Below are 23,554 nucleotides of genomic sequence, written 5' to 3'. Positions count from 1 at the left end.
TAGTGTTATTGCGATGAGCTAGTCTCAGAAGTAGGGGTTTCTAACCCTAACTGAATTAAGTTAAAACCTCTGGACGCATAAAGTCCGAGGGCGTAATTGATGAAAATAAAGTAGGTGTGAGCATTGTTAATTTTTAGCATATGGCTCTTTACTGTGGTGGCTTCCACATACCTTTTTAAAAAGGTTTCTGGAAGCCTTTCTCTTGTAAGGCCAAATATGATTTCTATAATATATTATTATTCATTCCTTATCTCCAGTTATATTGGCGGATTATTGATTGCTTTAGGAATAGATGATTATTATATGATCAAAAGAATGGACCATGAGGAATATCGAATCATTGGATTTGTTTTATTGACGATATTAATGATTTTGTTCCCACTTACGCAACTAGTTGTAGGAAGACTCTTTGGTTTTAATGCGCAATTAGAATTTGAACGATACCTACATGAACCTGTTCGTACAAGTGTAGATAAGAATAAGACCGTTTTTAAGCTAGTATTTATTGCTCTTTCGGGTATTTCAGTTTTGGCTGTTGCTTACACTTTACTGAAGACCGCTAACCTTCCAATTTTGGAACTGTTAAAAGGGAATACGTCAGAACTAGCGAAAATGCGGATAGATGCATCGAGAGGAATTAGCGGCATTGCTGTATATATACGAAATATTTTTGGACTTGCTTTAACCCCAATTTTATCGATTATTGCGTATGTGTATGCATCCAAAACAAAAGAGTTATTTTGGAAGTTTCTTTTCTTTACATTATTTATATCTTCCATTTTAATTTCTACATATGATTTAGCGAAATCTCCTATTTTCTTTTATTTCATCATGTTAATACTAGCTAGTGTTTACTCAAATACCTTAACGCTTAATTGGAAGAAAATAAGTGGTTATCTATTACTTGGTGTTGGCCTTTTAGTCATCATGTATATTGCTATTCAAGGTGTGACCCAACTCGAAAGCTTTTTAGCTTATAATACAGGACCAATAGGAAGAATAATATTAGCACAAATTGCACCTTTTTTCTTGCACTTAGATACTTTTTCCCATTCAATTCCATTGCTTGAGGCTAAGGGTTTACCTTCATTTATCATTGGCTTTTTTGACATTGAACAAGTACGTTCTGCTCGTATGGTTATGGAAAATGTTTTTCCAGAGAATGTGGACAAAGGTACTGGTGGGGTATTAAATACGATTTTCTTAGGTGAAGCTTTTGCTTCGTTTGGCTATATGGGAGTGATGGCAGCAATTGTTTACATTGCCACGATTATTCAGCTCCTGTATATGCTTTTGATTCGTTTACGAAAAACACCAGTAGTTATTGCGCTATTTGTGTATTTCACGATTAATATTCCAAGAACTCTTGTTGGTGGAGTTGCTGATTTCTACTTTAATCCTATTTGGGTTATGATGACTGTTATATTAGCTGGTTTATTTATATTAGAACAGTACTTTATGGTAATTTGGAACTTTTTTATGAGTAAAGTGAAGAAGAAAAGAGTGAAGGCATGAAGAATATCATTATTTATTATCCTTTTACAATAGCTTCCAATCCAAAAAGTGGTTCTGCTATACGGCCAGTGGAGATGCTAAAGGCGTTTAAAGTATATGCTGAAAAACATGGACTTGAGGTAATTGTCATTTCAGGAACTAGTAAGGAACGACGAATGCTTTGGACCAAAGTAGTGGAAGAGAGAAAGTACGAGCAAACATTATTTTGTTACTCTGAAAATCAGACAATTCCTCTGTGGCTCACAGACCCTGGACATATACCGAAAGATTGGAAAATAGATAAAGACTTTTTTCAAACTTTAAAGAAACATCATGTGCCAGTGGGAGTCTTTTACCGAGATGTATATTGGAAGTTTGATGAGTTGTATTCGTTAAAAGGATTGAAAAAGTTTGTCATGCAAACTATTTATAAAATGGAAGAAAATTTTTACGGAAAATATATGCAAACTGTATTTTTACCAAGCGATGCAATGGGGAAATATGTAAATATAAACTCAGCTAAAATGGCTCTTCCTCCTGGGGGACGCTTTGCGGAAATACTTACGAATAGTAATGATATTCAACAACCTTTCAAAGGCATCTATGTTGGTGGTATTAATAACGATGATTACGGGTTACCTACACTAGTAGAGGCATATGAGTTGTTAAACAAAGACAGTGTATTAGGCGAATTAGTCATTGTATGCCGAGAAGATGAATTTACACAGTTGAGTAGTATGGATAAGGAAAAACTAAATAAGCCGTATATAAGTTTAAAGCATGTTAGTGGAGCAGAACTCCAACAAGTGTACGAAGAAGTAGATTTTGCATTTATTCCAAGAAAAAGATCCGTATATAATGATTTTGCCGTTCCGATTAAGTTAGTCGAATACTTAACAGCTGGACTTCCTATTGTCGCAACAGACTGTTCGGCGCAAGAAGATTTTATAAAATCAGGACCATATGGCGTGATAACAGGTGATGATGCTGCAAGTCTAGTTCTAGGGATGCAGTCGATTCAGCCGCACTTTGCAGAATTTAAAAGCAATATTCAGCAAACATTTTTACAGAAGCATGCATGGAATGAACGTGCCGAACAAGCGGCGCATGCGCTATTAGGAGGCAAAAAATGAAAATCGCATTATTAGCTCCAAGTAAATCGATTCACACACATAAGTGGGCTTTGTTTTATCAATCGCAAGGTATTGATGTTAAAGTGTATACATTTAAAGATCATTATTCTGAGGTCAATGCAAATCAAATACCGACGGAAATTTTACCTAAGATATTGCCAGGTAAGGCTTCCTATTTAGCAGCGGCTCCAGCTTTAAAGAAGATGTTAAAAGAATGGAACCCAGATGTTTTACATTCTCATTTTGTATCTAGTTATGGCTTATTAGGAGCCATGGTGAATTATAAAAAGTATTTCGTTTCGGTATGGGGAAAAGATATTTTTGTTTTTCCTAAAAAAAGCAGACTTAACAAAAAGTTAATCGAATTTACGTTAAACAAAGCAACTGCTATTTGTTCTACCAGTCATGTCATGGCAAAAGAAACGAATCTTTATACAAATCGTCCAATAGAAGTAACACCTTTTGGGGTAGACATCGAACAATTTTATCCATCGCCAAATATTGCAGAAGCAGATGAAAAAATTATTGTTGGAACCGTAAAAGCTTTAGAGGATAAATACGGTATCGCCGATTTAGTGAAAGGATTTGCTTTGTTTCATAAAGAGTTTCCAAATTCAGAGCTTCTCATTACTGGAGATGGACCACAAAGGGCGGAATACGAAGAACTTGCAAAAAATATGGGGATTGAGGAAGTTACAACGTTTACAGGAAAAGTACCGAATACGGAAGTACCAGCTGTAATTCGTAAAATGTCCATTTTTGCTGTACCATCTACGGAAGATAGTGAAAGCTTTGGGGTTGCAGCAGTAGAAGCAATGGCTTGTGGTGTCCCTGTCGTCGTATCAAACGTAGGCGGGTTGCCGGAAGTAGTCGTACAAGACGTAACTGGAATCGTAACGGACAAAAATAGTCCGGAACAGCTAGCTGCTGCTTTTAAAAAGTTAGCTAGAAATAGTGACTTAAGAGCTTCTATGGGTAAAGCTGGGGTTGCTCATGTGAAAGAGCATTACAGCTGGATAGATAATGCTCATTATATGCTTTCATTGTATAAAAAATATTAATCAGATTATATACAGCGCAGCTATAAAAAAGTTGCTAGACAGTCTGATAAATGAAAAGGTGATTGGACATGATAAAAAAAGCGGTAATTCCTGCAGCAGGGTTTGGGACACGTTTTCTTCCTGCGACCAAAGCTTTGCCAAAAGAAATGTTACCAATTGTAGATAAGCCAAACTTACAATACATTATCGAAGAGGCAATAGCTTCCGGAATTGAAGATATTATTATTGTGACTGGACGCAATAAAAAATCAATGGAAGATCATTTTGATAAATCAATTGAATTAGAACTACTTTTGAAAAAAACAGGTAAACTAGAACTACTAGAAACCGTTGAAAATATTTCTAATCTGGTGGATATTCATTATATGCGTCAAAAAGAACCCCTTGGTTTAGGACATGCTATTCTATGTACGAAAAAGTTTATTGGCAATGAACCATTTGCAGTCCTACTTCCGGATGACATTATTGATGCAGAAGTTCCTGCATTGAAACAAATGATGGAGAAATATGAGGAAGTTCAAAGTAGCATTTTAGGAGTCAATGAAGTTCCGAACGAAGATGTTCATAAATATGGAATTGTAGACTATAGCGAAGCGGAAAACAACTTGTTTTCAGTGAAAAAATTAGTAGAAAAACCTTCTATCCAAAATGCTCCTTCTAACCAGGCAATTGTCGGCCGCTATATTTTAACACCAGGCATTTTTGATGAGTTAGAAAAAGTTCAACCAGATTCAAAAGGTGAAATACAGTTAACGGATGCAATAGATTCTTTATTAATGAAAGAATCAATTTACTCCTACATATTCGAAGGAAAACGATATGACGTTGGAGATAAATTTGGATTTTTACAAGCAACTTTTGATTTTGCATTAAAGCGGGATGATTTAAGAGAACCGTTACTTGCTTATTTGAAGAATAAATTGAGAGAATAAAGCGGTGATAGCTATGCGTATTGTATATTTATGTCAACATTTTCCACCAGAAACTGGAGCGCCACAAATTCGTGTGTATGAGGTTAGTAAAGAACTATTAGCCCAAGGACATGATATTCAAGTTGTGACTGCGTTTCCACATCATCCACACGGTATTATTCCAGATGAATATAAGGGAAAAAAATATGAATTCGAAAAATGGGATGGCATTCCAGTTCATCGAACTTGGATTTACCCTTCGAAAAAGGGAACTTTTTGGAAGCGTCTAGTATCTTATTTTTCTTTCACATTTAGCTCTTTTTATGGTTTGATGAAAGCCGGAAAAGTGGATGTTATTATTGTAAATTCGCCTCCTATCTTTTTGGGTTTAACTGGCTTATTAAGCGCCAAGCTAAAAGGAGCGAAATTTGTTTTTAACGTAGCGGATGTCTGGCCAGAATCTGCAGTAAAACTTGGACTTGTAAAAAATAAATTTTTTATAAAGCTTGCGGAGATTTTAGAGTCTTTCCTATATAAACATTCATGGAAGATAGCAACTGCAACTGAGGGAATAAAATCCTATATTATTAATCATTCTCAACCAGAGGATAAAGTGTTTGTATTGCCAAATGGCGTAAATACGACCTTCTTCCAACCGGCTGAGAAAGACGAAGAATACGTAGAAAAATTCGGTTTACAAGATAAATTTGTTTTTTCTTATGGCGGGAACTTAGGATATGCACAAGGCTTAGAGTTTATTTTATATGCAGCAAAAAAAATGCAGGAAATGGCGCCTCAAGCTCATTTCTTAATCGCAGGTGCAGGTCCGGAAGAAGAAAAGCTTCATCAATTGGCGGAAGAGCTTGGACTTATGAATATATCGTTTTTAGGTCATCTTCCTTTAAAAGAAATGCCAAAATTATTTTCTGTCACAGATGTCAGTATAGTACCTTTACGTGATTTAAAATTATTTGAAGGAGCAAGACCATCGAAGATTTTTCCAGCAGCATCTTCTGGGGTTCCAGTCCTATATTGTGGAAAAGGCGAAAGTGCTGAAATTATTTCAAAAAATGGAATTGGTTTAGTTGCGATACCTGAAGACGTTGACTCCATAGCACATACAATGTATGAATTTGTCGAGATGACGGAAGAAGTACGGAAGGAAATGCAAGCGAATGGAAGGAATTTAGCGATAAATGAATATAGTTGGTCTTCCATTGTGAAAGATTTATTGCATAACCTTACGAAATAGTAATAGTCTTTTCGATATACATGTGGGTGAAATTTATGTATAATTGGTGAGATTATATTTTATAAGTAAAGTAGGTAATTAATATGGCTACTTCGCGTCGTACAAAACGCAAATCCAAGACGAGAAGAAAAATTTTATATACAGTACTCATCGTATTAATGGTTATGCTTTCAGGTGTTATTGTCTTTGCCACTAATTTGTCTTTACAAACGAAAAATGCAATGACAAAAATGTATGAACCACTAGATCGTGAAAAAGATAATAATTCTACCAAAAAGTTTAATAGTGCAAAAGCGGAAGACTCAGCTTTTACTATGTTAATAGCAGGAATAGACAATCAAGAAAAGGCAAAGTATGGTCGATCAGATGTTTTAATCGTAGCTACTGTTAATCCAAAAACAGAAAAAATATCGATGGTAAGTATACCGCGTGACACGAGAGTGTATATACCCGATTTAAGATACGAGGATAAAATCAATCATGCTTATGCATTCGGTGGAATAAACTACACGATTAATACTGTGGAAAAGCTTTTAGATATTCCGATTGATTATTATGTTTCAACTGATTTTCAAGGCTTTGAAGATATTGTCAACACTGTTGGCGGGATAGACGTAGATGTTCCATTTACGTTTAAAGCACAGCTTACTGGCAGTCTAAAGTGGATGACCTATACAAAAGGACCAATGTTCTTAAATGGTAATGAAGCACTTGCTTATGTTCGTATGCGTAAAAAAGATCCTCAAGGAGATTTAGGACGTAATGAACGACAAAGAAAGGTTATTCAAGAAATTATTAATAAAGGAACAAGCATAAGTAATATTACAAAAATTGACGATATGATTAAAGACGTCGGAAACAACGTGAAAACAAACATACCTTCATCAGAATACTTTAGCTTGATCAAAATGTATCAAAAAATAAAATCATCCCCAATCGAACAATTACAACTCGAAGGGCATGATGAAACAAGAAAAGGAATTTATTATTATATTCCAAAAGATGATTCACTAGAAGATGTTAAACGTCAACTAAAACTAAATCTAGATGACTTCGGACAAAATGCACAAAGTGAAATCAACACAACTAATTCAGTAAATGATTTATCAATCGGAGAGTAAAACGGTAAGGTCGCAAAGACCTTTCGTTTTACTCTTTTTTTTTTGAGATAATGCTAGGGATTTCCGTTTCAGGTGGACGCGTTCCACGGGGTGAGCGATGAAGTCGGCACCTTTCATCCAATCGCTTAAGTTGATAGTGTTCATGTACTTGAAAGGATTAAATAATACTGGGGATTTCCGTTTCAGGTGGACGCGTTCCGCAGGGTGAGCGATGAACCATCACCGCCCCTTCGGGTACGTTGTGATGTTTCATCTGTCTCACTGATCCTGCTGGAGTCGCCACCTTTCACTCCAATCCGTTAAGTGAGTAGTACCTAAGTAAGTCATGCTTTTGCTTTTTATAACTAATTTATTGGAGCGTAGCGAAATCAATTTTTTGCACCGTGCAAATAAGAAAGACAAAAGTCGAATAGTTTGGCACTTTCTTTTGCTAATCCATTACTCTAACGGTAATGATGTAGCCAATGTTTCGTCCAAATCACTCTGGAAATAGTAAAGATAAGATGCACTTAAAGGATAGTTGCGCTTTATTTAAAAGATAAGTATATGCATTATTGTTCTACGAAACCAGTGTTCATAGTGCTTTAAAGAATTTAATAATACCGCGGATTTCCGTTTCAGGTGGACGCGTTCCGCAGGGTGAGCGATGAACCATCACCGCCCCTTCGGGTACGTTGTGATGTTTCATCTGTCTCACTGATCCTGCTGGAGTCGCCACCTTTCACTCCAATCCGTTAAGTGACTAGTACCTAATTAAGTCATGCTTTTGCTATTTATATTGGTGGTAAAATGTAAAATGTAATAGGAATTAAATGTATAAATTTTATTAAGCTATTATCCTATACATACTAGTTTATTGGAGCGTAGCGAACTCAACTTTTTGCACCGTGCAAATAAGAAAGATAAAAGTCGAATAGTTTAGCACTTTCTTTTGCTAATCCATATGACAAACGGAAATAGAGGAAGAATAGATAGTATCTAATACATAAAGAAGTGCTTAGCGGACGAAATTGCATCTTCGACCGCTTTTAAATGTATAGGAATGGATTTATTCACTGATTGTCCAAACCTAATGCATCTTGTATCTACAAATTACAAGAGAGCGACGTACAAACATTCGCCACAAGATGACCGAAAAAATGGATCGTGAAGTGACGCAGCCACTTCACGATCCATTAAGGGTATAGTTTAGCGAATGTTTTGTCCAAGCACTCAGGAATTAGTGAACACAAGATGGACTTTAAGGTCTCTTGCGTTTTTCTTTTGTACTTCAAATTAGGTTTCGAAGTGCCAAAAAAGCCCAATTTGTGACACAGGACAAAGTGCAAATTTTAATTGGTTCATCGTATTTATTCATTAATTAGTCCAAAACAACCACTATTTGGTTATATTTTATTACCAAAACTTATATTACATTCTTGTAACATTGGATTTAATTACATTCGTTGGATTGTTTTATCTAATTTTGTCTATTAAAATGGAAAGAAATACACGTTTCAAGGAGGAACAAATGAAAAAAGTAATTGCATCTTCTGTCTTAGCAACATCTGTCCTTTTGCCAACCAATGTTCTCGGGTACACTCCAATGTCGACTTTTGCCGCTTCCAATCAAACGGTTGCAATAGATCAACTAATCGGAAAAAAAGCTTTACTTACAGCCGCTAATGTCAATGTGAGAAATGGAGCAGGAACCGAGTTTAATAGTATTTCTAAAGTACATACAGGTCAAATTGTCTCCGTTCTTGCTAGTAAAAAAAATAGTAAAGGCGAGGTTTGGTACAAAGTTTCCTATAATTCTACAGAAGGTTGGATTATTGGGGACTATTTGAAAGCAGTCACTTCCGCTGTTAAAGATAGTGCTACAACTTCTGGCACTTCATATGTTGGGACAACTCAAAAAATAGGGAAAAATGCTGTAAATATGAGAAGTGGTGCAACCACTGCATATAAAGTTGTAGCTACGCTGCCAGCTGGAACATCGTTAAAAGTTTTGAGTGCATTTACAAATGCTCAAAAAGAAGTTTGGTTCAATGTAGAGTTCAATGGTAAAAAAGGTTGGGTTATATCTGACTTATTCGTATTGAATGCTACTGCTGGAGAGACCGCAACATCAATGAAAGTAGTCAATCAAACAACTATTCATAAAGGTGCTACGAAAAGTTATGATGTTGTTTCTACTGCAAAACCTGGTACAACCCTTTTAGTCCATCAAGAGTTTATGAACGCTTCTAAGGAAAAATGGGTTCAGGTAACGTATGCAACAGGGAAAAAAGGATGGATGCTTGCGTCAGCATTTGAAGAAGCATCTATTGCAAGCAAAGTGGTTATTAAACAATCCAACGTATACTCTGGTGCTACAAAAAGTTACAAGACGGTTGCTACCATTGCTGTTGGTACAAAGCTTTTAATTCACCAAGAGTTTACAAACGCTACAAAAGAAAAATGGTACCAAGTAACTTATTCTGTTGGGAAAAAAGGATGGATACCAGCAGATGCATTTGAAAGTGTTTCTTCAACACCTGAAACACCTGAAACGCCACCGGTAGATGACAATGCTCATGTAGTAGCTGATACAAATATTAAAGTTTCAGTACCAGTTGCAAATATGCGATCAGGCCCCGGAATTGATTTTAATGTTGTTACACAATCGAAACAAAATGAAGAATTCCTATCATCTGAGTATGCCACAGATACAAATCAAGAAAAATGGTTTAAAGTGAGTACTAATTCAGGTGAGGCTTGGATACATCAATCTGTTATTACCATTGTAGAAAATAATGTAGATACCCCAGATTATGAGGAAACAGGAGTAATTAAACGTTTTAATGCTCTAATGTATACGGATAGTTCTTTTAATTCTAAAGTAATTTTAGGGTTACCAAAAAACACATCTTTTTCTATTTTAAATCAAATAATCACTGACGGAACTGCTTGGATAAATATTCGAACTTCTCAAGGCACTGAAGGCTGGATTCCAGACTTTGAGATAAATGATGACATTCCAACGAAGTTTGGTACGAAAACTTCTACTGTTTATAGTGGAGCAAGTGAAACATCTAAAAAAGTGGATACAATTAATTTGAACACACCAGTAAGAGTATTACGTACATTAAATAGTTGGGTAAATATTGAAACACAAAATGAAAAAAGAGGATGGATTCAAGCATCTGTATTATCTAATGGTTCACCAATCCAATTAATAAATGGTAGAACAGAAGTAAGAAATGGACAAAACTATCTAGTATGGTCTAAACCATCTAAATTTAAGTTAACTTATACGATGCCATCTTCGAATGTTTTAAGAATTTATGGTAATCTATCACAAATTAACGAGATTAAATCAAAAATTACTGGTGTAGACAGTATGAAAGTTGAACAAGTATCAGGAGGTACATCTGTTTTATTAATCACTTTCAATGCTAGTTATACGTACACAATTCGAGATTCTGATAAAGAACTAACCGTCAAAATAGTTCCAAAAGGTTTAGTAGGGAAGAAAATAATTGTGGACGCAGGTCATGGAGCAAAGGATTCGGGTGCAGTAGGTCCGAAAAAGACGAAAGAAAAAGATGTAACTCTTGCGACAGCTAAGGCACTAAAAGCAGAATTAGAGGCTGCAGGAGCAACAGTTGTCCTAACTAGAAGTACAGACGTATTTTTGGAATTAAAAGAGCGAACAGATATCGCTAATAAATCAGATTACGATGCATTTATTAGTATTCATGCAGACTCGTTTAATGCAACTTCAAAAGGAACAACAACGTATTATAATGCAACAGTGAACTTCAATGGTCCGAAAAGTTTAACGCTTGCAAAGAGTATCCAATCGGATTTAGTGAAAACAATCGGTACATATAATAAAGGAGTTAAAGAACAACTTTTTTATGTCAACCGAATGAATGAACTTCCTTCTGTATTAGTAGAGTTAGCGTATATTTCGAATCCGACGGAAGAAGCGCAATTAGCTTCAGTGGCTTTCCAAAAGAATGCAGCAGTTGGAATTCGTAAAGGTTTAGAAAACTATTTCAATCAATAAAAGTGAGGAAGGTATTAGATGAAGAAAAAATTTCTAGGTGTATTGGCTACTATTCTCGGCCTTAGTTTAATAGTTACAATATTTATTCCTACTTCAACTAAAGCAGACTCCAATTTACTTTTGGCATCAGTTGAATGGGTACAAGCTCAATTAAACCCACTACAAACTAAAGTTACAGCATTAGAAAAACAACTTGCAGAGCAAGATGTAACGATTAAACAACTACAAAAAGCAGTTACTGAAGGTGGAAATGTTATTGTAACCCCACCTACTACTACAAATCCGTCTACAGATATTCCAAATGTAGTTTACACTTCTGCTAGTAGTGTGAAAGTGCATAGTGGTGCATCGCGTGATTATAAAGTTTTAGCAACATTTGAAGCAGGTAAATCTTTAACTGTCATTGATCAATTTAAAGCAGCTACAGGATTGTGGTACCGTGTTGAAGTTTCTTCTACTGTAAAAGGCTGGGTATTTTCAGGAGATGTTACAACAAATAAGCCTACTAGTTATATACCCACAAATGTGATAACTAAACAAGCAGTTAACGTAAGAAAAGGTGCAACAACAAACTATCAGTCACTTGAATTGGTAGCAAAAGGAACTAGCTTAAAATATTTAGGGTCATTCAAAAATGCGAGTGGCGAAACATGGTACAATGTGCAAACCGCAAAAGGAATTAAAGGTTGGGTGCTAAGTACGCTAACTGAGGTGAAATAAATGTTCAAAAAAGGACTAACCATTTTATCAGTAGCGATACTTAGTTTCTTGTCGGCAAATACAGCATTCGCATATTCACAAGAAAGTTATCCAAAACAAGTATCCGTGGAAGTGCATTCTGCATCTACCACATCGCTCAATTTAAATGGCGTGTATAAATTAGAAAACTTAACAACAAAAGAAATGTTCTTTGCGCTTCCCAATACGCCAATAACTTTTTCACAAGTAAATGGGGAAGTTTCCATCTATCAAATTGGGGCTACGATGTATTCAACTAATGGATATGCCTTACATGCTTTGACTGGCAATGAAAAGATGGTCGTATTTACAAAAGACACAGATGGAAGAAAAGGTGCGACCACAGATTATGAAGTGGTTAAATCGTATAAAGCATTTCAAGGTGCATACTTTGTAAATGAATTTACAAATGTAAACGGAGAACTATGGTACTCCATTACAGATGAACAAGGCGTTTCTTCCTGGGTACCCGCTTCAAGTGCAACGGTTGGATCAGTTGTAAATCAACCGCTTGGGAAAACACCGACTGGAACACAGTACCGTGGTAGTTTTAATGTCGTAAAATCCGGTGCAAATGTACAGATTGCCAACAGACTAGATTTAGAAAACTATTTAAAAGGTGTAATTCCAAATGAATCACCCGCTTCTTGGAATATTGAAGCATTAAAATCGCAAGCAATAGCTGCACGAAGCTATACGTTAAGTAAATCTGGAATATTAAGTAGTACTACAAAAGATCAAATGTATAAAGGTTTTACTTCTGAACAAAAAAGTACGAACTCAGCAGTGGATGCGACAACTGGTTTAGTGATTAAATCAGGTGGCAAGCTAGTACAAGCATATTATTATTCTACTAGTGGTGGCAGAACTGCCAATATTGGAGAGGTATGGGATACTGCTCAAGTACCTCATTTTGTATCCGTAGATGATTCAATCGAAAAATCTCCTTATAGTAATTGGTCTGTTAACATTCCAGCCTCAAATATCTTAACAAAGTTTGGCTTTAATCCGTCTACTGATCAATTACTAGATGTGAAGATTACTAAAAGTGGATCTAACGGCGAAGTTTCCGCTGTATCAATCGTTACTTCTGCTGGTGAAAAAACGATTAAAGGTAATGAAACAGTTATGCGTGGTGTATTTTTAGATGCGAACAATGCATCTTTAAAATCAAACTGGTTTGATATCAATTTCACCAAACCATCTGGAACTACAAATCTTGCGGTGCAAAAGGCAACTGGCACAACCGCAGTTAACTCTTTAACAAATATGCAAATTCAAACAGCAATTGGAATCCAAACGATACCAAATGGAGCGGTCTCCATTCAAACAAATGAAGGAATTGTCTCGACAACAGCATCAACTCCTGGCATTCAATCCATTACCGTAAACGGAAAAGGCTACGGCCATCGAATCGGCATGAGCCAATACGGTGCCAAAGCCCGAGCAGATGCCGGCTGGACATACGATCGCATACTCAAATATTATTACCAAGGCGTAACAATAGAGAACTACTAACAAAAAGGTGGCCAACATAGTTTGGTCGCCTTTTTGTATGGAGAGAAAATTACATTAACTGGATAAGGGAGACTATTAGAATGGTGAAAGCACCCATTTGAGGTGTGAAAGCAACCACTTCAGAATGTAAGCAACCAATTGAAAGATGAAAGAAACCAATTCAAGATGAGAGCAACCAATTGATAAATTGGTCTGTTAACGAGGCGACTAAAAAAAACCGTCTCCTAATCTAAATACAACTTAAGAGACGGCTTTCAAAATCAAGGTTTTATAAAATTCTCTGTATAGTAGGGAATTGAGCCATATGTCCATTTGGCAAAATGGACTCCGACTCCAAGTTGGGTATAATTTGTACTAATAATATTTTTACGATGTCCTAGTGAGTTCATTAGGGCTTCGTGCGCAAAGTATGGATCAGTATAGCCCATGGCGATATTTTCTCCTGCATTTCGGAATAGTATTCCTCCATTTTTGAGACGGTCAAAAGGTGATTCACCGCGCTGATTATCGTGATTGAAATATTCATTTTCGCCCATGTCGACACTATGTTTTCGAGCAACATTGGAGATGTTAGTCGAATATTGTAAGATGGAAACTCCTTGCGCTTTTCTCTCGGCGTTTGTTAATTCAAATAAAATTGTTTCGTAACTTGATTCTAAAGAGTTTGATTTTACTGGGTATAGATTTGGATTTCTCTTAATTAACTGGTGATCTAATAATAGTATGGCAGATATTTTATTGTCATTATGGACATCGATAAAAAAGTTAACTTCGTAGGCGGGTAAATCGTACGTAATAATTTCTATCGGATATGTATTTCCTGTTGTTACATAATTATGTCCTAATTTGCTCTCTATTTTGCTGACTGTATTTGTTATGGAAATGCCATTGAATTGGTAGTTTTTATCTTTTGTATAAATTGATGCAATTTTATTGTTTAAATAACTAATTGCGTAAAAGTTACTGTAGTTTTGATGGTATATCGATGTTGATGCATTAAATTCATTTGAGACGGTTTTGTTGGGTGTTCCTAATTCTGATAAAACAGAAGAGATTGAATCACCAATTGTAAAGGAAGTTTTAGATGTTCTAACACAATTAAGTAGGTTCAGTTTTCCTTTGGAAGGTGTTTGGTATAGAACAGACGAATCATTTTTTATTACTAACCCTCCACCTAAATGAAAATAAGCTCCTTTATTGACGTATACTCGAAAATTTTCTCCAGTCTTTGCTTTTCGAGAAGCTTCTAAAATTCCATTTTCATTTTTATAAATAGTAGTCGGCTTTTGAATTACTACTCGTCCAATTTGACCTGACTTTAATTCGACTCCATCCCAAGAGACAATACTTGGACAATCTACTGCTGCAGTAGAAATAGTTGGACCTACACTAATACTTACAAGGAAGATTAGTATTATTACGAAAAGTTTTTTCATGTATTTACCACCCCTTGTAAAAAGTATAAATCAATTTACTTCAAATTCCAAAAACTCTTTTTCGACAATATGGATTTTTGCTTGGCCATTTGTTATTTCAGCTATCCAGGTTTCAAAGTTTGACTCATTTTCTGCTTGAATGTAGATGAAAACTTCGACAGCATCTGCATAGATTATTTCTTTGAGAAGATATTCAGAACTTCGAACTTCATTTTCAACTTTACCTAACCAAGTGTAGTCAATTGATACTTTCATCAAGTGATGGAGCTTACGTTCGACCACTTTTGCTGCATCAATTCCTTCTGTGGTCGCCTTACCATAAGCTCGAATTAGGCCACCTCCACCAAGTTTTATGCCACCAAAATATCGTGTCACCACGACAACGGTATCTTTTAGTCCTTGTTTTTTGAGGACTTCTAACATTGGAAATCCAGCAGTCCCACTAGGTTCACCGTCATCATTCGCTTTTTGGATGTTATCATGCTCCCCTATTATGTAGGCAGAACAGTTATGATTAGCATCTCGATGCTTTTGTTTGATAAGATTAATAAAATGAATAGCTTCTTCCTCGGTTTCGGCTCGTTCCACGTAGGTGAGGAAGCGAGATTTTTGAATAATAATCTCACTTTCTCCAAATCCTTTGACAGTTAGATAATCGTTTCTCATTTTAAAATGCCTCCTCGTTTTATTTGAAATATAGTTGTAAACTAATTTTAATTTATTTTTAGTATATAAGTGCTATAATAGGGATTGTTAGTAAGAATGAAATTAGACTCATTTGCTCAAACAAAGGAGAAAAACATATGACGAAAAAGATGATAGAAGCACAATCGTTAGATGTTATTTTCGAACGAATGGTAGAAGTAATGGACCATTCGAAAAAGGATATCTTCATTATAAGCGAACAAAGCCGAGAAAACTTCGATGAAATGAAAGTTGAACTAGAAATAATTCGTGGAGAAATTGAAGCAGTCATTATTGAAGGGGATTTGTTAGAAGCAAAATCGAGATTAGCTCGAAATCGTTTAGCTGAAGTATCCAAAAACTTTGAAACGTACGATGAACCACAAATTAGGAATGCATATGAAACTGCGAATGAAATTCAAATCAATCTACTCATCAAACGAACGGAAGAAAGACAACTTAGACTGCGAAGAGATGAATTAGAGCGCAGATTACAAGGTCTTCTCGAAATGATAGAGAGAGCAGATCAACTAGTTAATCAAGTAAATATTGTGATTAATTATTTAACTTCCGATTTAAAAGATGTTGGCGAAGCACTTGAAAATGCAAAAATCAAACAAGATTTTACCTTGAAGATTATTGAAGCCCAGGAAGAAGAACGCAAAAGACTTTCCCGTGAAATTCATGACGGTCCAGCTCAAATGCTTGCGAATGTGTTACTTAGAACAGATCTAATCAATCTTACATATGAGCAACGTGGAGGAGACGAAGCAATGAAAGAAATTATCGAACTTAAAGATATGGTTCGAAATGCACTTTCAGAAGTTCGTCGAATAATTTATGATCTTCGCCCTATGGCCCTAGATGATTTAGGACTTGTTCCTACGCTTAGAAAGTATATATCGACAATAGAAGAGTACAATCCTACAAGTATAATAAATTTTCAATCTTACGGAGAAGAACAAAGATTGCATACTAATTTTGAAGTTGCCATTTTCCGTTTAATTCAGGAATCTTTAACGAATGGATTAAAACACGGAAAGTTTAAAGAGGCATGGGTAAAAATTGAATGGTTGAAACAAAAAATTAATATTATCGTCAAAGATAATGGGATAGGTTTTGATCCAAATGTTGCAAAAGATAAATCATTTGGTTTGATCGGCATGCGCGAGCGAGTTGATTTATTGGAAGGATCGATGAAAATTATTTCATCTCCAGGTAATGGTACAACTCTTTTGTTTAGTATCCCAATAAATGAGGAATAATAAATACAGTAGTTTTTCTAGGAGGAAATGAAAATGACAAAAATAATCATTATAGATGACCACCAACTTTTTAGAGAAGGCGTTAAACGAATTTTAGATTTTGAAGATTCATTTGATGTAATTGCCGAAGGAGACGATGGCAATGATGTCCTTCGTCTATATGAACAATACATGCCAGACGTAGTCCTAATGGATATAAATATGCCAACGAAAAATGGCGTAGATGCAACAGCTGAACTGATCGAAAAATACCCAGAAGCAAAAGTAATCATGCTTTCAATCCATGACGATGAGTCATACGTAACTCACGCATTAAAAACAGGTGCGCTAGGTTACATGCTAAAAGAAATGGATGCAAATGCAATCGTTGCAGCTATTAAAGTAGTTGCAAAAGGTGGTTCTTACCTACATCCGAAAGTAACACGCAACTTAGTTTCAGAATTCCGTCGCCTAAGCGAACGTGAAAATAAAGGAAACTTCCATCAAACCGAAATTCGCCGCCCATTCCATTTACTAACTAAGCGCGAATGCGAAGTACTCCAACTCTTAACAGATGGACAAAGTAACCGTACAATCGGTGAAACCCTATTCATCTCTGAAAAAACAGTAAAGAACCATGTATCCAGCATTCTCCAAAAAATGAACGTAAACGACCGTACGCAAGCCGTAGTAACCGGCATCAAAAACGGCTGGGTCGAAGTACGATAATAGTGAAAACCTCTTGCATGTATTTGCGAGAGGTTTTTTAATGGCTGAAAGAATGAATCTTGCGATTTGTAGTGAACATTTTGCGATTCGAACGAGAACCTTGCGATTTGCGGATATGAATTTGCGAATCGTATAGGAAAAGGATGGATCTTGCGATTTGGAGAGAGTACCTTGCGATTTGTAGTGTACCTTTTGCGATTCGAGCGAGAGATCTTGCGATTTGCGGGTATGAATTTGCGATTCACATAGGAAAAGGATGGATCTTGTGATTTGTAGAGAGTATCTTGCGATTTGTAGTGTACCTTTTGCGATTCGAGCGAGAGACCTTGCAATTAGTGGATATGAATTTGTGATTCGCAAAGGAAGGGGATGAATCTTGCGATTTAGAGAGAGTAGCTTGCGATTTGTATTGAACCTTTTGCGATTCGAGCGAGAGACCTTGCGATTTGCGGATATGAACTTGCGATTCGCATGGGAAAAGGATGGATCTTGCGATATGGAGAGAGTATCTTGCGATTTGTAGTGAACATTTTGCGATTCGAGCGAGAGACTTTGCGATTTGTGGATATGAATTTGCAATTCACATAGGAAAAGGATGGATCTTGCGATTTGGAGAGAGTATCTTGCGACAGTGAACCTTTTGCGATTAAGAGCGAGAGACCTTACGATTTGAGGATATGAATTTGCGATTAGCGGGTAAGAATTTACGATTCACTTGTGCATTTAAAGCGGAAACTATATTAAAAGAGATCGACAGTTATCGATCTCTTTTTTGTGTATAAAATGTTCTTGATCCTGCTTTGTGCATTTGAAGCTGCATTTTGCTAAGCATTCGAGATGCTGCAAAAACGGATTCGAGTTGACAAAAGTTCCGAAAATCTTTATTTGTTATCTCATTTTTTATTAGCCAGAAAAATTCTTCTCCGGTTTTTTTTATGGGCATCTCTAGATTTTTTTTCACATATAGTACATGTCCAAGTTTTACCCGTGCGCCGCATCCCCAACACTCCACAATGCGGGCATTCAACTCCAGGAATCAAAACTTTAGGTGAGATATGATAATGTTCACATAATGGGGGATAAGTGAACGGGGTTTGCTCCGTTTGAATCATTTGCTCAATCGTCTGCAATTGCACAGTAGATAGCTGAAGGGAATTGGAATGGTTATACATATGAATCACTTTTTCATTCATACTTTCTAATTTATAAATGGGGTAGTGGGGAGGTTTCCTCCGAATTCTACACGTTTTGGCAGTCATTAAAACTGCTCCAGTCACTTTCAAGTTTGGAACCGCTTTTCCGAAATAATTCTTAATAAACCGAATATGCTTCATAAGCTGAAAATAAGGATTCGGTAACGAAATCTCTTTTCCATCCTCTGTTATTTTATAAAATTCTTCGGTTTCTAAATCTACATACAAATCGCCGCTATAATTTTTAGATTCCAACACGATAAAACAGCGATCCGTCACAACAAGACAATCTATTTGTACTTTCCAATCTCCAAGAGATAGGCTCACATTTGGGAAAATCTTTACTAGTCCTTCTAACCGCAACTCAGCAAGCTTCTGGACAAGTCGATTCTCACCTCGCTCACCGGCCTCTATTTTTCTAATCTCATCTTGTATAAATTCAACTGTTTGCACATCAGATAGTCTCTTCAATAATGCATGATGCTCTTTTCTCAAAAATTCACCTCCATTCTACCAATCTACCTACATCATACAATCATTTAATAGAAAATTCTACCTATTTTAGATGGAACTAAATGATTGAGTTTTCGTCTTAGTTATGACAAAATAACCTCAGCAGGAGGAGAACTAGATGAAAACTAAACACATATTAATATTGGCAGTAACTGTATTTGCACTTGCACTTGCTGCTTGCAATAGCAATGAAGAAAAAGTAACAAACTCAGGATCTGCTAATGACAATGCACCTTCTAATGCCCAATCGGTGACAGATCACGGAGCAAAAGATAAATCTGAAGTCGGCTTTCAAATGGCTGGAGGCAATATTGAAGAAGCGACTAATGTCCCGAAAAAAGAAAAAGCAGCCATAATGGCAGCCTTCAACGAATACATGGATGCTTTCAATGAGGAAAATATCGACCGCTACATGAAAACAATTTCCAAAAAACCAGAAGGCTTCAACTTTGAAACCGAAAAAGCTGACGTCCAAGCAGCGTTCAAGGAATATGACATTACGCGTACCGCAGAAGATGCGACCATCATTAAATATGATGAAAATAAAGCACAAGTATTTGCAAATCTAAAAACCAATCTCGTGCAACCATCGACTGGTGCAAAACTCGAACGCAATGGCCGCCAAGTCACAGTATTCGTAAAAGAAGACGGCAAGTGGCTCGTTACAAGCGTTTACTTTATGATGGAAACATCCAATTAATTTATCAATCACCCTCGACAACCATGTCGGGGGCTTTTTTATCATTTCAATTCATCGCAACATTCAGTAAACTATAGTAAAACATTCAGTTAGGAGAATGCCCGTGAACAAACAATTACAACAATTTCTCACTGGTCGAATATGGCTTCGCGAACACACTCCATTCCCACACGAAGTCATCGACGCCCACATCGAAAGCGGCCACATCCACCTCAAACCCGGCATCGACATAGAAAATACCCATTCCTTGTTTTGGCAATTAAAGAAGAACGTCTGCAATAGATGTCACAACACAAACCAAACCTTATTTCACACATTTCACTGTGCACGTTGTAACAAAAAATGCATTTATTGCCGCCAATGTATTCGGATGGGTCGGGTGAGTAGTTGCTCCGAGTTACTCCTTTGGGACAAGCAGCATGCACGCGGCGCGAACGCTCATGTGTTTGCATGGAGCGGCCAACTAACAACGCCTCAGCAAAAAGCAAGCGAAGAACTTCTCACAAGCGTCCAACAAAACCAATCTCACCTATTGCACGCAGTTTGTGGAGCAGGCAAAACCGAACTACTTTTTCCATCTATTTTCGCATGCCTTCAAGAAGGAAAACGAGTTTGTGTTGCAGCTCCTAGAACGGATGTTATCCTAGAATTATTCCCACGCTTTCAAAAAGTATTTCCGGAAACGAACATTCACGCACTATACGGCGGTGCGCCTGACCAAGAAGGCTTTGCAGATTTAGTGCTAGCAACAACACATCAGCTCTACCGTTTCGAAAATGCATTCGATGTCGTTTTTGTCGACGAAGCAGATGCATTCCCTTATTACGCTGATGAAACGTTACAACGAGCTGTAACAAAAGCGGCTAAAAAAGACTCTGCCATTCATTACGTAACCGCCACTCCTACCAAATCATTGAAAACAACTAAGGAATCTGTCCTTTCCCGTAGATATCACGGACATGACTTACCAGTTCCAAGATATAGCGCACTATGGGGATACACTAGACAATTGAAAAAGCGGAAAGTTCCAACTAAACTCCAACGATGGATTGAAGAAAAAACAAAAAGTAACATCCCGTTTCTCGTATTCTTACCTACTATTGAAATGCTTGAAAACTTCCCGGGAGATTTACCAAGAGTTCATGCAGAACATCCGAAACGAAAAGAAATCGTAATGCAGCTTCGTGAAAAGAAAGTACCAGGTTTACTCACGACAACTATCTTAGAACGAGGCATTACAATTGAAAATGTCCACGTAGCGGTAGTAGGAGCAGAACAAAAAATCTTTACATCAAGCGCGCTGATCCAAATTAGTGGACGAGTAGGACGTTCATTCAGATACCCTAGCGGTGATATTGTATTTTTCCATCACGGCATTACACACGAAATGGACAAAGCAAAAGCCGCAATTGAAGGGTGGAATAAAGAATGATTTGTCTAATTTGTGGAAGCCTCTTTCAATCACCTCCTACTTGGAGAAAGTTATTTATATATGAAATAGAACCTACCGCCTGCAATCGATGTCTAAGTAAATTTGAAAAGTCCAACTCCGAAATTGATTTCTCGGATTTCAAAGGAACTCACTATGAAGGAGCGGTAGACTCAGTCACAACACTCTATTTCTACAACGAAGCAATGAAAAGTTATTTACATCAATATAAATTTTTGCAAGATGTGGCACTCGCTCAAGTATTCGCTGAAGAGGTTCGTCTTTCATTTGAATCAAGAGAAGGAATAGTTGTACCAATTCCAATGCATCCAGAAAAGCTACTTCAAAGAACATTTGCTCAAGTCGATGAACTACTAAATTATGCGGGAATCCAATTCAAAGATTTACTAACTAAAACGGCAGCAAGTGAACAAGGGAAAAAGACGAAAAAAGAGCGTTTAGAAGCTAGTCCATTATTTGAAGTAAAAGAGAAAATAGAAGCACAAAACTATATTTTATTCGATGATATTTACACAACGGGTACTACCATTCACCATGCAGCAAAAGTATTGAAGGGAGCAGGAGCTAAAAGAGTTGATGCGATCACTTTAATTAAAGGATAGATTGCCGATATAAAAGGAAAGCTACTTGAACTTGGAGGGATCCACCATGGGAGAACTGAAAAATTGCCCGACCTGCGGCGAATTTTTTAACTATACAGGAATAAGAGATGTATGCAACAAATGCTCAATGAATGAAGAAAAAATGTACGAAGTCGTCTACCGCTTCTTACGTAAACGTGAAAATCGGGCTGCAACTGTTGAGCGAATCGTCGAAGCTACAGGAGTTGAAGAATCCATCTTACACAAATGGGTTCGCAAAGGTCGACTACAACCAGCTATGTTCCCGAACTTAGGATACCCATGTGATAACTGTGGAAAACTAACAACCCAAGGAAAATTATGCAAAGGTTGTACAGAAGATTTAAAATCTGGCCTCCGTCAATTCGACGCGGCTTTAGAATTCAGAGAAAAAGTGAATTCCCACGAAAACACATATTATAAACAAAAGTAACTCCTACCGAGCGTAGTAGTTTCAGACTGTAGACAAACTCGATAAAAATTGAGTATGTCTACAGTCTATTTTTTTATCATCCCGCTCCAGCGTCCACGTGTAAAACTCAATTGTAGTGTAACAACTAGTGTACGACTGGATAGAAATATTTATGTCCATATAATAGAAAATACGACCGGATAGAAATATTTATGACCGTATAACAGAAAATACGACCGGATAGAAATATTTATGACTGCATAACAGAAAATACGACCGGATAAAAATTTCTATGCTGGGTACAGATAGTCAGTTCCCACCTAGATTCTCACATCATAATCCTCTAACTATTAATCAAGGGGTGTAGTTTATGGTGCCGCAACTTCTGTAGAATAGCTCCAGTGTCCCTTTGATAGGGATGAAGATTAGCACATTCCATATATTTCAACTAAATTAATCTAAACACTTCAAATTTCTAACCGAAATAAGTTATAGACACTAAAAGAAGAAGGGAGGACATAGAGCCATGAAAATTACAAACATAGGATTAAACCAAGTAAACCCATATAAACGTAACCAACAACTAACCGAAAAAGCACAAAACACAACAAAGCCTTCAACCGATCAACTAGAAATATCGTCTGTAGCAAAAAGCATGCAAATAAAATCTCCAATTGAGGTTGAACAAGCAGAACGAGTTGCTGCCATCAAGGCAGATATTGACGCAGGAACATACAAAGTAGATGCAAAACAATTAGCATCGAACATTCTCACTTATTACCGTATGTAGAAGGAGCTTAAACCCATGTCCATTGAAAAGATATTGCAAGCTCTAACAAAACTTGAAATGCTTCACAAAAGTTTACTAGAAATTGCATACAAAAAAACAGAAGCAATCAAAACTGGAGACATGGACAGTCTAAACCAATTGCTCAAGGACGAGCAGGCACACGTAGCAGGCATTTCTCAGCTTGAACAACAGCGTCAATTAGAGGTAACGGATTACCTTCGAGCAAAAGGAATTGCTCCTACTGACAATCCAACTGTTGCGCTTGTTATAGATGCCGCTGAAACATTAGATGACAAAGAATTATTAAAAGAAGCACGAAATAAGCTACTTTTAACGTTGGAAACATTAAAGCACCAAAACGATCTGAACCAAAAGCTAACATTTCAATCACTTCAATTTGTCAATATGACACTAGATATGTTACGACCAAAACCAGATCAAATAAACTACTCAAAAACCGAAGTAAATAGTCCTTCAAAAGACAAAACTTACTTCGACTCACAAGCATAAGGAGGCGAA

The 23,554-nt window shown here is 36.7% G+C and carries 20 protein-coding genes; 17 read left to right on the top strand and 3 right to left on the bottom strand.

Annotated elements, in window-relative coordinates; genetic code table 11:
* Positions 1–216: 216 nt before the first annotated feature.
* The 9 genes from ACTSKG_RS07870 to ACTSKG_RS07830 all read left to right on the top strand — a co-directional run bounded on the left by ACTSKG_RS07870 (position 217) and on the right by ACTSKG_RS07830 (position 13,264).
* Positions 217–1,515, top strand: a complete 1,299-nt coding sequence (locus ACTSKG_RS07870) for an oligosaccharide repeat unit polymerase (RefSeq protein WP_464757597.1) — start codon at positions 217–219, stop codon at positions 1,513–1,515.
* The gene (locus ACTSKG_RS07865; protein ID WP_464757595.1) at positions 1,512–2,627 is read left to right on the top strand and encodes a glycosyltransferase; all 1,116 of its coding nucleotides are present in this window, start codon (positions 1,512–1,514) and stop codon (positions 2,625–2,627) included. Before ACTSKG_RS07870 ends, ACTSKG_RS07865 begins: the two co-directional genes overlap by 4 nt.
* A complete protein-coding gene (locus ACTSKG_RS07860; RefSeq protein ID WP_464757593.1) occupies positions 2,624–3,688 on the top strand; it encodes a glycosyltransferase in 1,065 nt (354 codons plus the stop codon). The genes ACTSKG_RS07865 and ACTSKG_RS07860 overlap by 4 nt, the downstream gene beginning before the upstream one ends.
* 68 nt (positions 3,689–3,756) lie before the next feature.
* Positions 3,757–4,620: a UTP--glucose-1-phosphate uridylyltransferase GalU gene (gene galU / locus ACTSKG_RS07855; RefSeq protein WP_464757591.1), complete on the top strand. Its 864-nt coding sequence runs from the start codon at positions 3,757–3,759 to the stop codon at positions 4,618–4,620.
* A 13-nt stretch (positions 4,621–4,633) separates the two neighbouring features.
* On the top strand, positions 4,634–5,851 hold the full coding sequence (locus ACTSKG_RS07850; protein WP_464757590.1) for a glycosyltransferase family 4 protein: 1,218 nt from the start codon (positions 4,634–4,636) through the stop codon (positions 5,849–5,851).
* 83 nt (positions 5,852–5,934) lie between these two features.
* Positions 5,935–6,972, top strand: coding sequence for an LCP family glycopolymer transferase (locus ACTSKG_RS07845; RefSeq protein ID WP_464757588.1), 1,038 nt, complete (start codon positions 5,935–5,937; stop codon positions 6,970–6,972).
* Between the two features lie 1,510 nt (positions 6,973–8,482).
* A complete protein-coding gene (locus ACTSKG_RS07840) occupies positions 8,483–11,008 on the top strand; it encodes an SH3 domain-containing protein (protein ID WP_464757586.1) in 2,526 nt (841 codons plus the stop codon).
* Between the two features lie 18 nt (positions 11,009–11,026).
* A complete protein-coding gene (locus tag ACTSKG_RS07835; RefSeq protein WP_464757585.1) occupies positions 11,027–11,728 on the top strand; it encodes an SH3 domain-containing protein in 702 nt (233 codons plus the stop codon).
* Positions 11,729–13,264, top strand: a complete 1,536-nt coding sequence (locus tag ACTSKG_RS07830) for a SpoIID/LytB domain-containing protein (RefSeq protein ID WP_464757583.1) — start codon at positions 11,729–11,731, stop codon at positions 13,262–13,264. It begins immediately after the preceding gene.
* 260 nt (positions 13,265–13,524) lie between these two features.
* Here the strand turns inward: ACTSKG_RS07830 and ACTSKG_RS07825 are convergent, their stop codons facing one another.
* Both ACTSKG_RS07825 and ACTSKG_RS07820 read right to left on the bottom strand, forming a co-directional pair.
* Entirely contained in the window at positions 13,525–14,700 is a 1,176-nt protein-coding gene (locus tag ACTSKG_RS07825; RefSeq protein ID WP_464757581.1) for a CAP domain-containing protein, read from the bottom strand.
* 30 nt (positions 14,701–14,730) lie between these two features.
* A complete protein-coding gene (locus ACTSKG_RS07820; RefSeq protein ID WP_464757579.1) occupies positions 14,731–15,366 on the bottom strand; it encodes a YigZ family protein in 636 nt (211 codons plus the stop codon).
* A gap of 137 nt (positions 15,367–15,503) precedes the next feature.
* On the opposite strand from ACTSKG_RS07820, the gene ACTSKG_RS07815 reads away from it, so the two are divergent.
* Positions 15,504–16,649 (top strand): sensor histidine kinase, encoded by a 1,146-nt coding sequence (locus ACTSKG_RS07815; RefSeq protein ID WP_464757577.1) that lies wholly within the window; start codon positions 15,504–15,506, stop codon positions 16,647–16,649.
* Between the two features lie 33 nt (positions 16,650–16,682).
* Positions 16,683–17,357: a response regulator gene (locus tag ACTSKG_RS07810; RefSeq protein ID WP_464757576.1), complete on the top strand. Its 675-nt coding sequence runs from the start codon at positions 16,683–16,685 to the stop codon at positions 17,355–17,357.
* An 893-nt stretch (positions 17,358–18,250) separates the two neighbouring features.
* Here the strand turns inward: ACTSKG_RS07810 and ACTSKG_RS07805 are convergent.
* Positions 18,251–19,045: a nuclease-related domain-containing protein gene (locus ACTSKG_RS07805; protein WP_464757575.1), complete on the bottom strand. Its 795-nt coding sequence runs from the start codon at positions 19,043–19,045 to the stop codon at positions 18,251–18,253.
* Positions 19,046–19,181: 136 nt separating this feature from the next.
* On the opposite strand from ACTSKG_RS07805, the gene ACTSKG_RS07800 reads away from it, so the two are divergent.
* The 6 genes from ACTSKG_RS07800 (at position 19,182) to ACTSKG_RS07775 (ending at position 23,545) form a co-directional block, all read left to right on the top strand.
* On the top strand, positions 19,182–19,763 hold the full coding sequence (locus ACTSKG_RS07800; protein WP_464757574.1) for a nuclear transport factor 2 family protein: 582 nt from the start codon (positions 19,182–19,184) through the stop codon (positions 19,761–19,763).
* 370 nt (positions 19,764–20,133) lie between these two features.
* Entirely contained in the window at positions 20,134–21,195 is a 1,062-nt protein-coding gene (locus ACTSKG_RS07795; protein WP_464757573.1) for an ATP-dependent helicase ComFA, read from the top strand.
* Positions 21,192–21,815, top strand: coding sequence for a ComF family protein (locus tag ACTSKG_RS07790; RefSeq protein ID WP_464757572.1), 624 nt, complete (start codon positions 21,192–21,194; stop codon positions 21,813–21,815). Before ACTSKG_RS07795 ends, ACTSKG_RS07790 begins: the two co-directional genes overlap by 4 nt.
* Positions 21,816–21,861: 46 nt before the next feature.
* The gene (locus tag ACTSKG_RS07785; protein WP_464757571.1) at positions 21,862–22,266 is read left to right on the top strand and encodes a TIGR03826 family flagellar region protein; all 405 of its coding nucleotides are present in this window, start codon (positions 21,862–21,864) and stop codon (positions 22,264–22,266) included.
* Positions 22,267–22,771: 505 nt separating this feature from the next.
* On the top strand, positions 22,772–23,035 hold the full coding sequence (flgM, locus tag ACTSKG_RS07780) for a flagellar biosynthesis anti-sigma factor FlgM (RefSeq protein WP_464757570.1): 264 nt from the start codon (positions 22,772–22,774) through the stop codon (positions 23,033–23,035).
* A 15-nt stretch (positions 23,036–23,050) separates the two neighbouring features.
* On the top strand, positions 23,051–23,545 hold the full coding sequence (locus ACTSKG_RS07775; protein WP_464757569.1) for a flagellar protein FlgN: 495 nt from the start codon (positions 23,051–23,053) through the stop codon (positions 23,543–23,545).
* Positions 23,546–23,554 lie beyond the last annotated feature (9 nt).

This window comes from Psychrobacillus syltrankelensis (genome assembly GCF_055454035.1).
This window is presented reverse-complemented; position numbering and strand designations above follow the sequence as displayed.

Bases quoted from the DNA above. Each gene is read 5' to 3' on its own strand.
- ACTSKG_RS07870 (WP_464757597.1), top strand. From the start codon at position 217: ATGATTTCTATAATATATTATTATTCATTCCTTATCTCCAGTTATATT.
- ACTSKG_RS07865 (WP_464757595.1), top strand. From the start codon at position 1,512: ATGAAGAATATCATTATTTATTATCCTTTTACAATAGCTTCCAATCCA.
- ACTSKG_RS07860 (WP_464757593.1), top strand. From the start codon at position 2,624: ATGAAAATCGCATTATTAGCTCCAAGTAAATCGATTCACACACATAAG.
- galU (WP_464757591.1), top strand. From the start codon at position 3,757: ATGATAAAAAAAGCGGTAATTCCTGCAGCAGGGTTTGGGACACGTTTT.
- ACTSKG_RS07850 (WP_464757590.1), top strand. From the start codon at position 4,634: ATGCGTATTGTATATTTATGTCAACATTTTCCACCAGAAACTGGAGCG.
- ACTSKG_RS07845 (WP_464757588.1), top strand. From the start codon at position 5,935: ATGGCTACTTCGCGTCGTACAAAACGCAAATCCAAGACGAGAAGAAAA.
- ACTSKG_RS07840 (WP_464757586.1), top strand. From the start codon at position 8,483: ATGAAAAAAGTAATTGCATCTTCTGTCTTAGCAACATCTGTCCTTTTG.
- ACTSKG_RS07835 (WP_464757585.1), top strand. From the start codon at position 11,027: ATGAAGAAAAAATTTCTAGGTGTATTGGCTACTATTCTCGGCCTTAGT.
- ACTSKG_RS07830 (WP_464757583.1), top strand. From the start codon at position 11,729: ATGTTCAAAAAAGGACTAACCATTTTATCAGTAGCGATACTTAGTTTC.
- ACTSKG_RS07825 (WP_464757581.1), bottom strand. From the start codon at position 14,700: ATGAAAAAACTTTTCGTAATAATACTAATCTTCCTTGTAAGTATTAGT.
- ACTSKG_RS07820 (WP_464757579.1), bottom strand. From the start codon at position 15,366: ATGAGAAACGATTATCTAACTGTCAAAGGATTTGGAGAAAGTGAGATT.
- ACTSKG_RS07815 (WP_464757577.1), top strand. From the start codon at position 15,504: ATGACGAAAAAGATGATAGAAGCACAATCGTTAGATGTTATTTTCGAA.
- ACTSKG_RS07810 (WP_464757576.1), top strand. From the start codon at position 16,683: ATGACAAAAATAATCATTATAGATGACCACCAACTTTTTAGAGAAGGC.
- ACTSKG_RS07800 (WP_464757574.1), top strand. From the start codon at position 19,182: ATGAAAACTAAACACATATTAATATTGGCAGTAACTGTATTTGCACTT.
- ACTSKG_RS07795 (WP_464757573.1), top strand. From the start codon at position 20,134: ATGGGTCGGGTGAGTAGTTGCTCCGAGTTACTCCTTTGGGACAAGCAG.
- ACTSKG_RS07790 (WP_464757572.1), top strand. From the start codon at position 21,192: ATGATTTGTCTAATTTGTGGAAGCCTCTTTCAATCACCTCCTACTTGG.
- ACTSKG_RS07785 (WP_464757571.1), top strand. From the start codon at position 21,862: ATGGGAGAACTGAAAAATTGCCCGACCTGCGGCGAATTTTTTAACTAT.
- flgM (WP_464757570.1), top strand. From the start codon at position 22,772: ATGAAAATTACAAACATAGGATTAAACCAAGTAAACCCATATAAACGT.
- ACTSKG_RS07775 (WP_464757569.1), top strand. From the start codon at position 23,051: ATGTCCATTGAAAAGATATTGCAAGCTCTAACAAAACTTGAAATGCTT.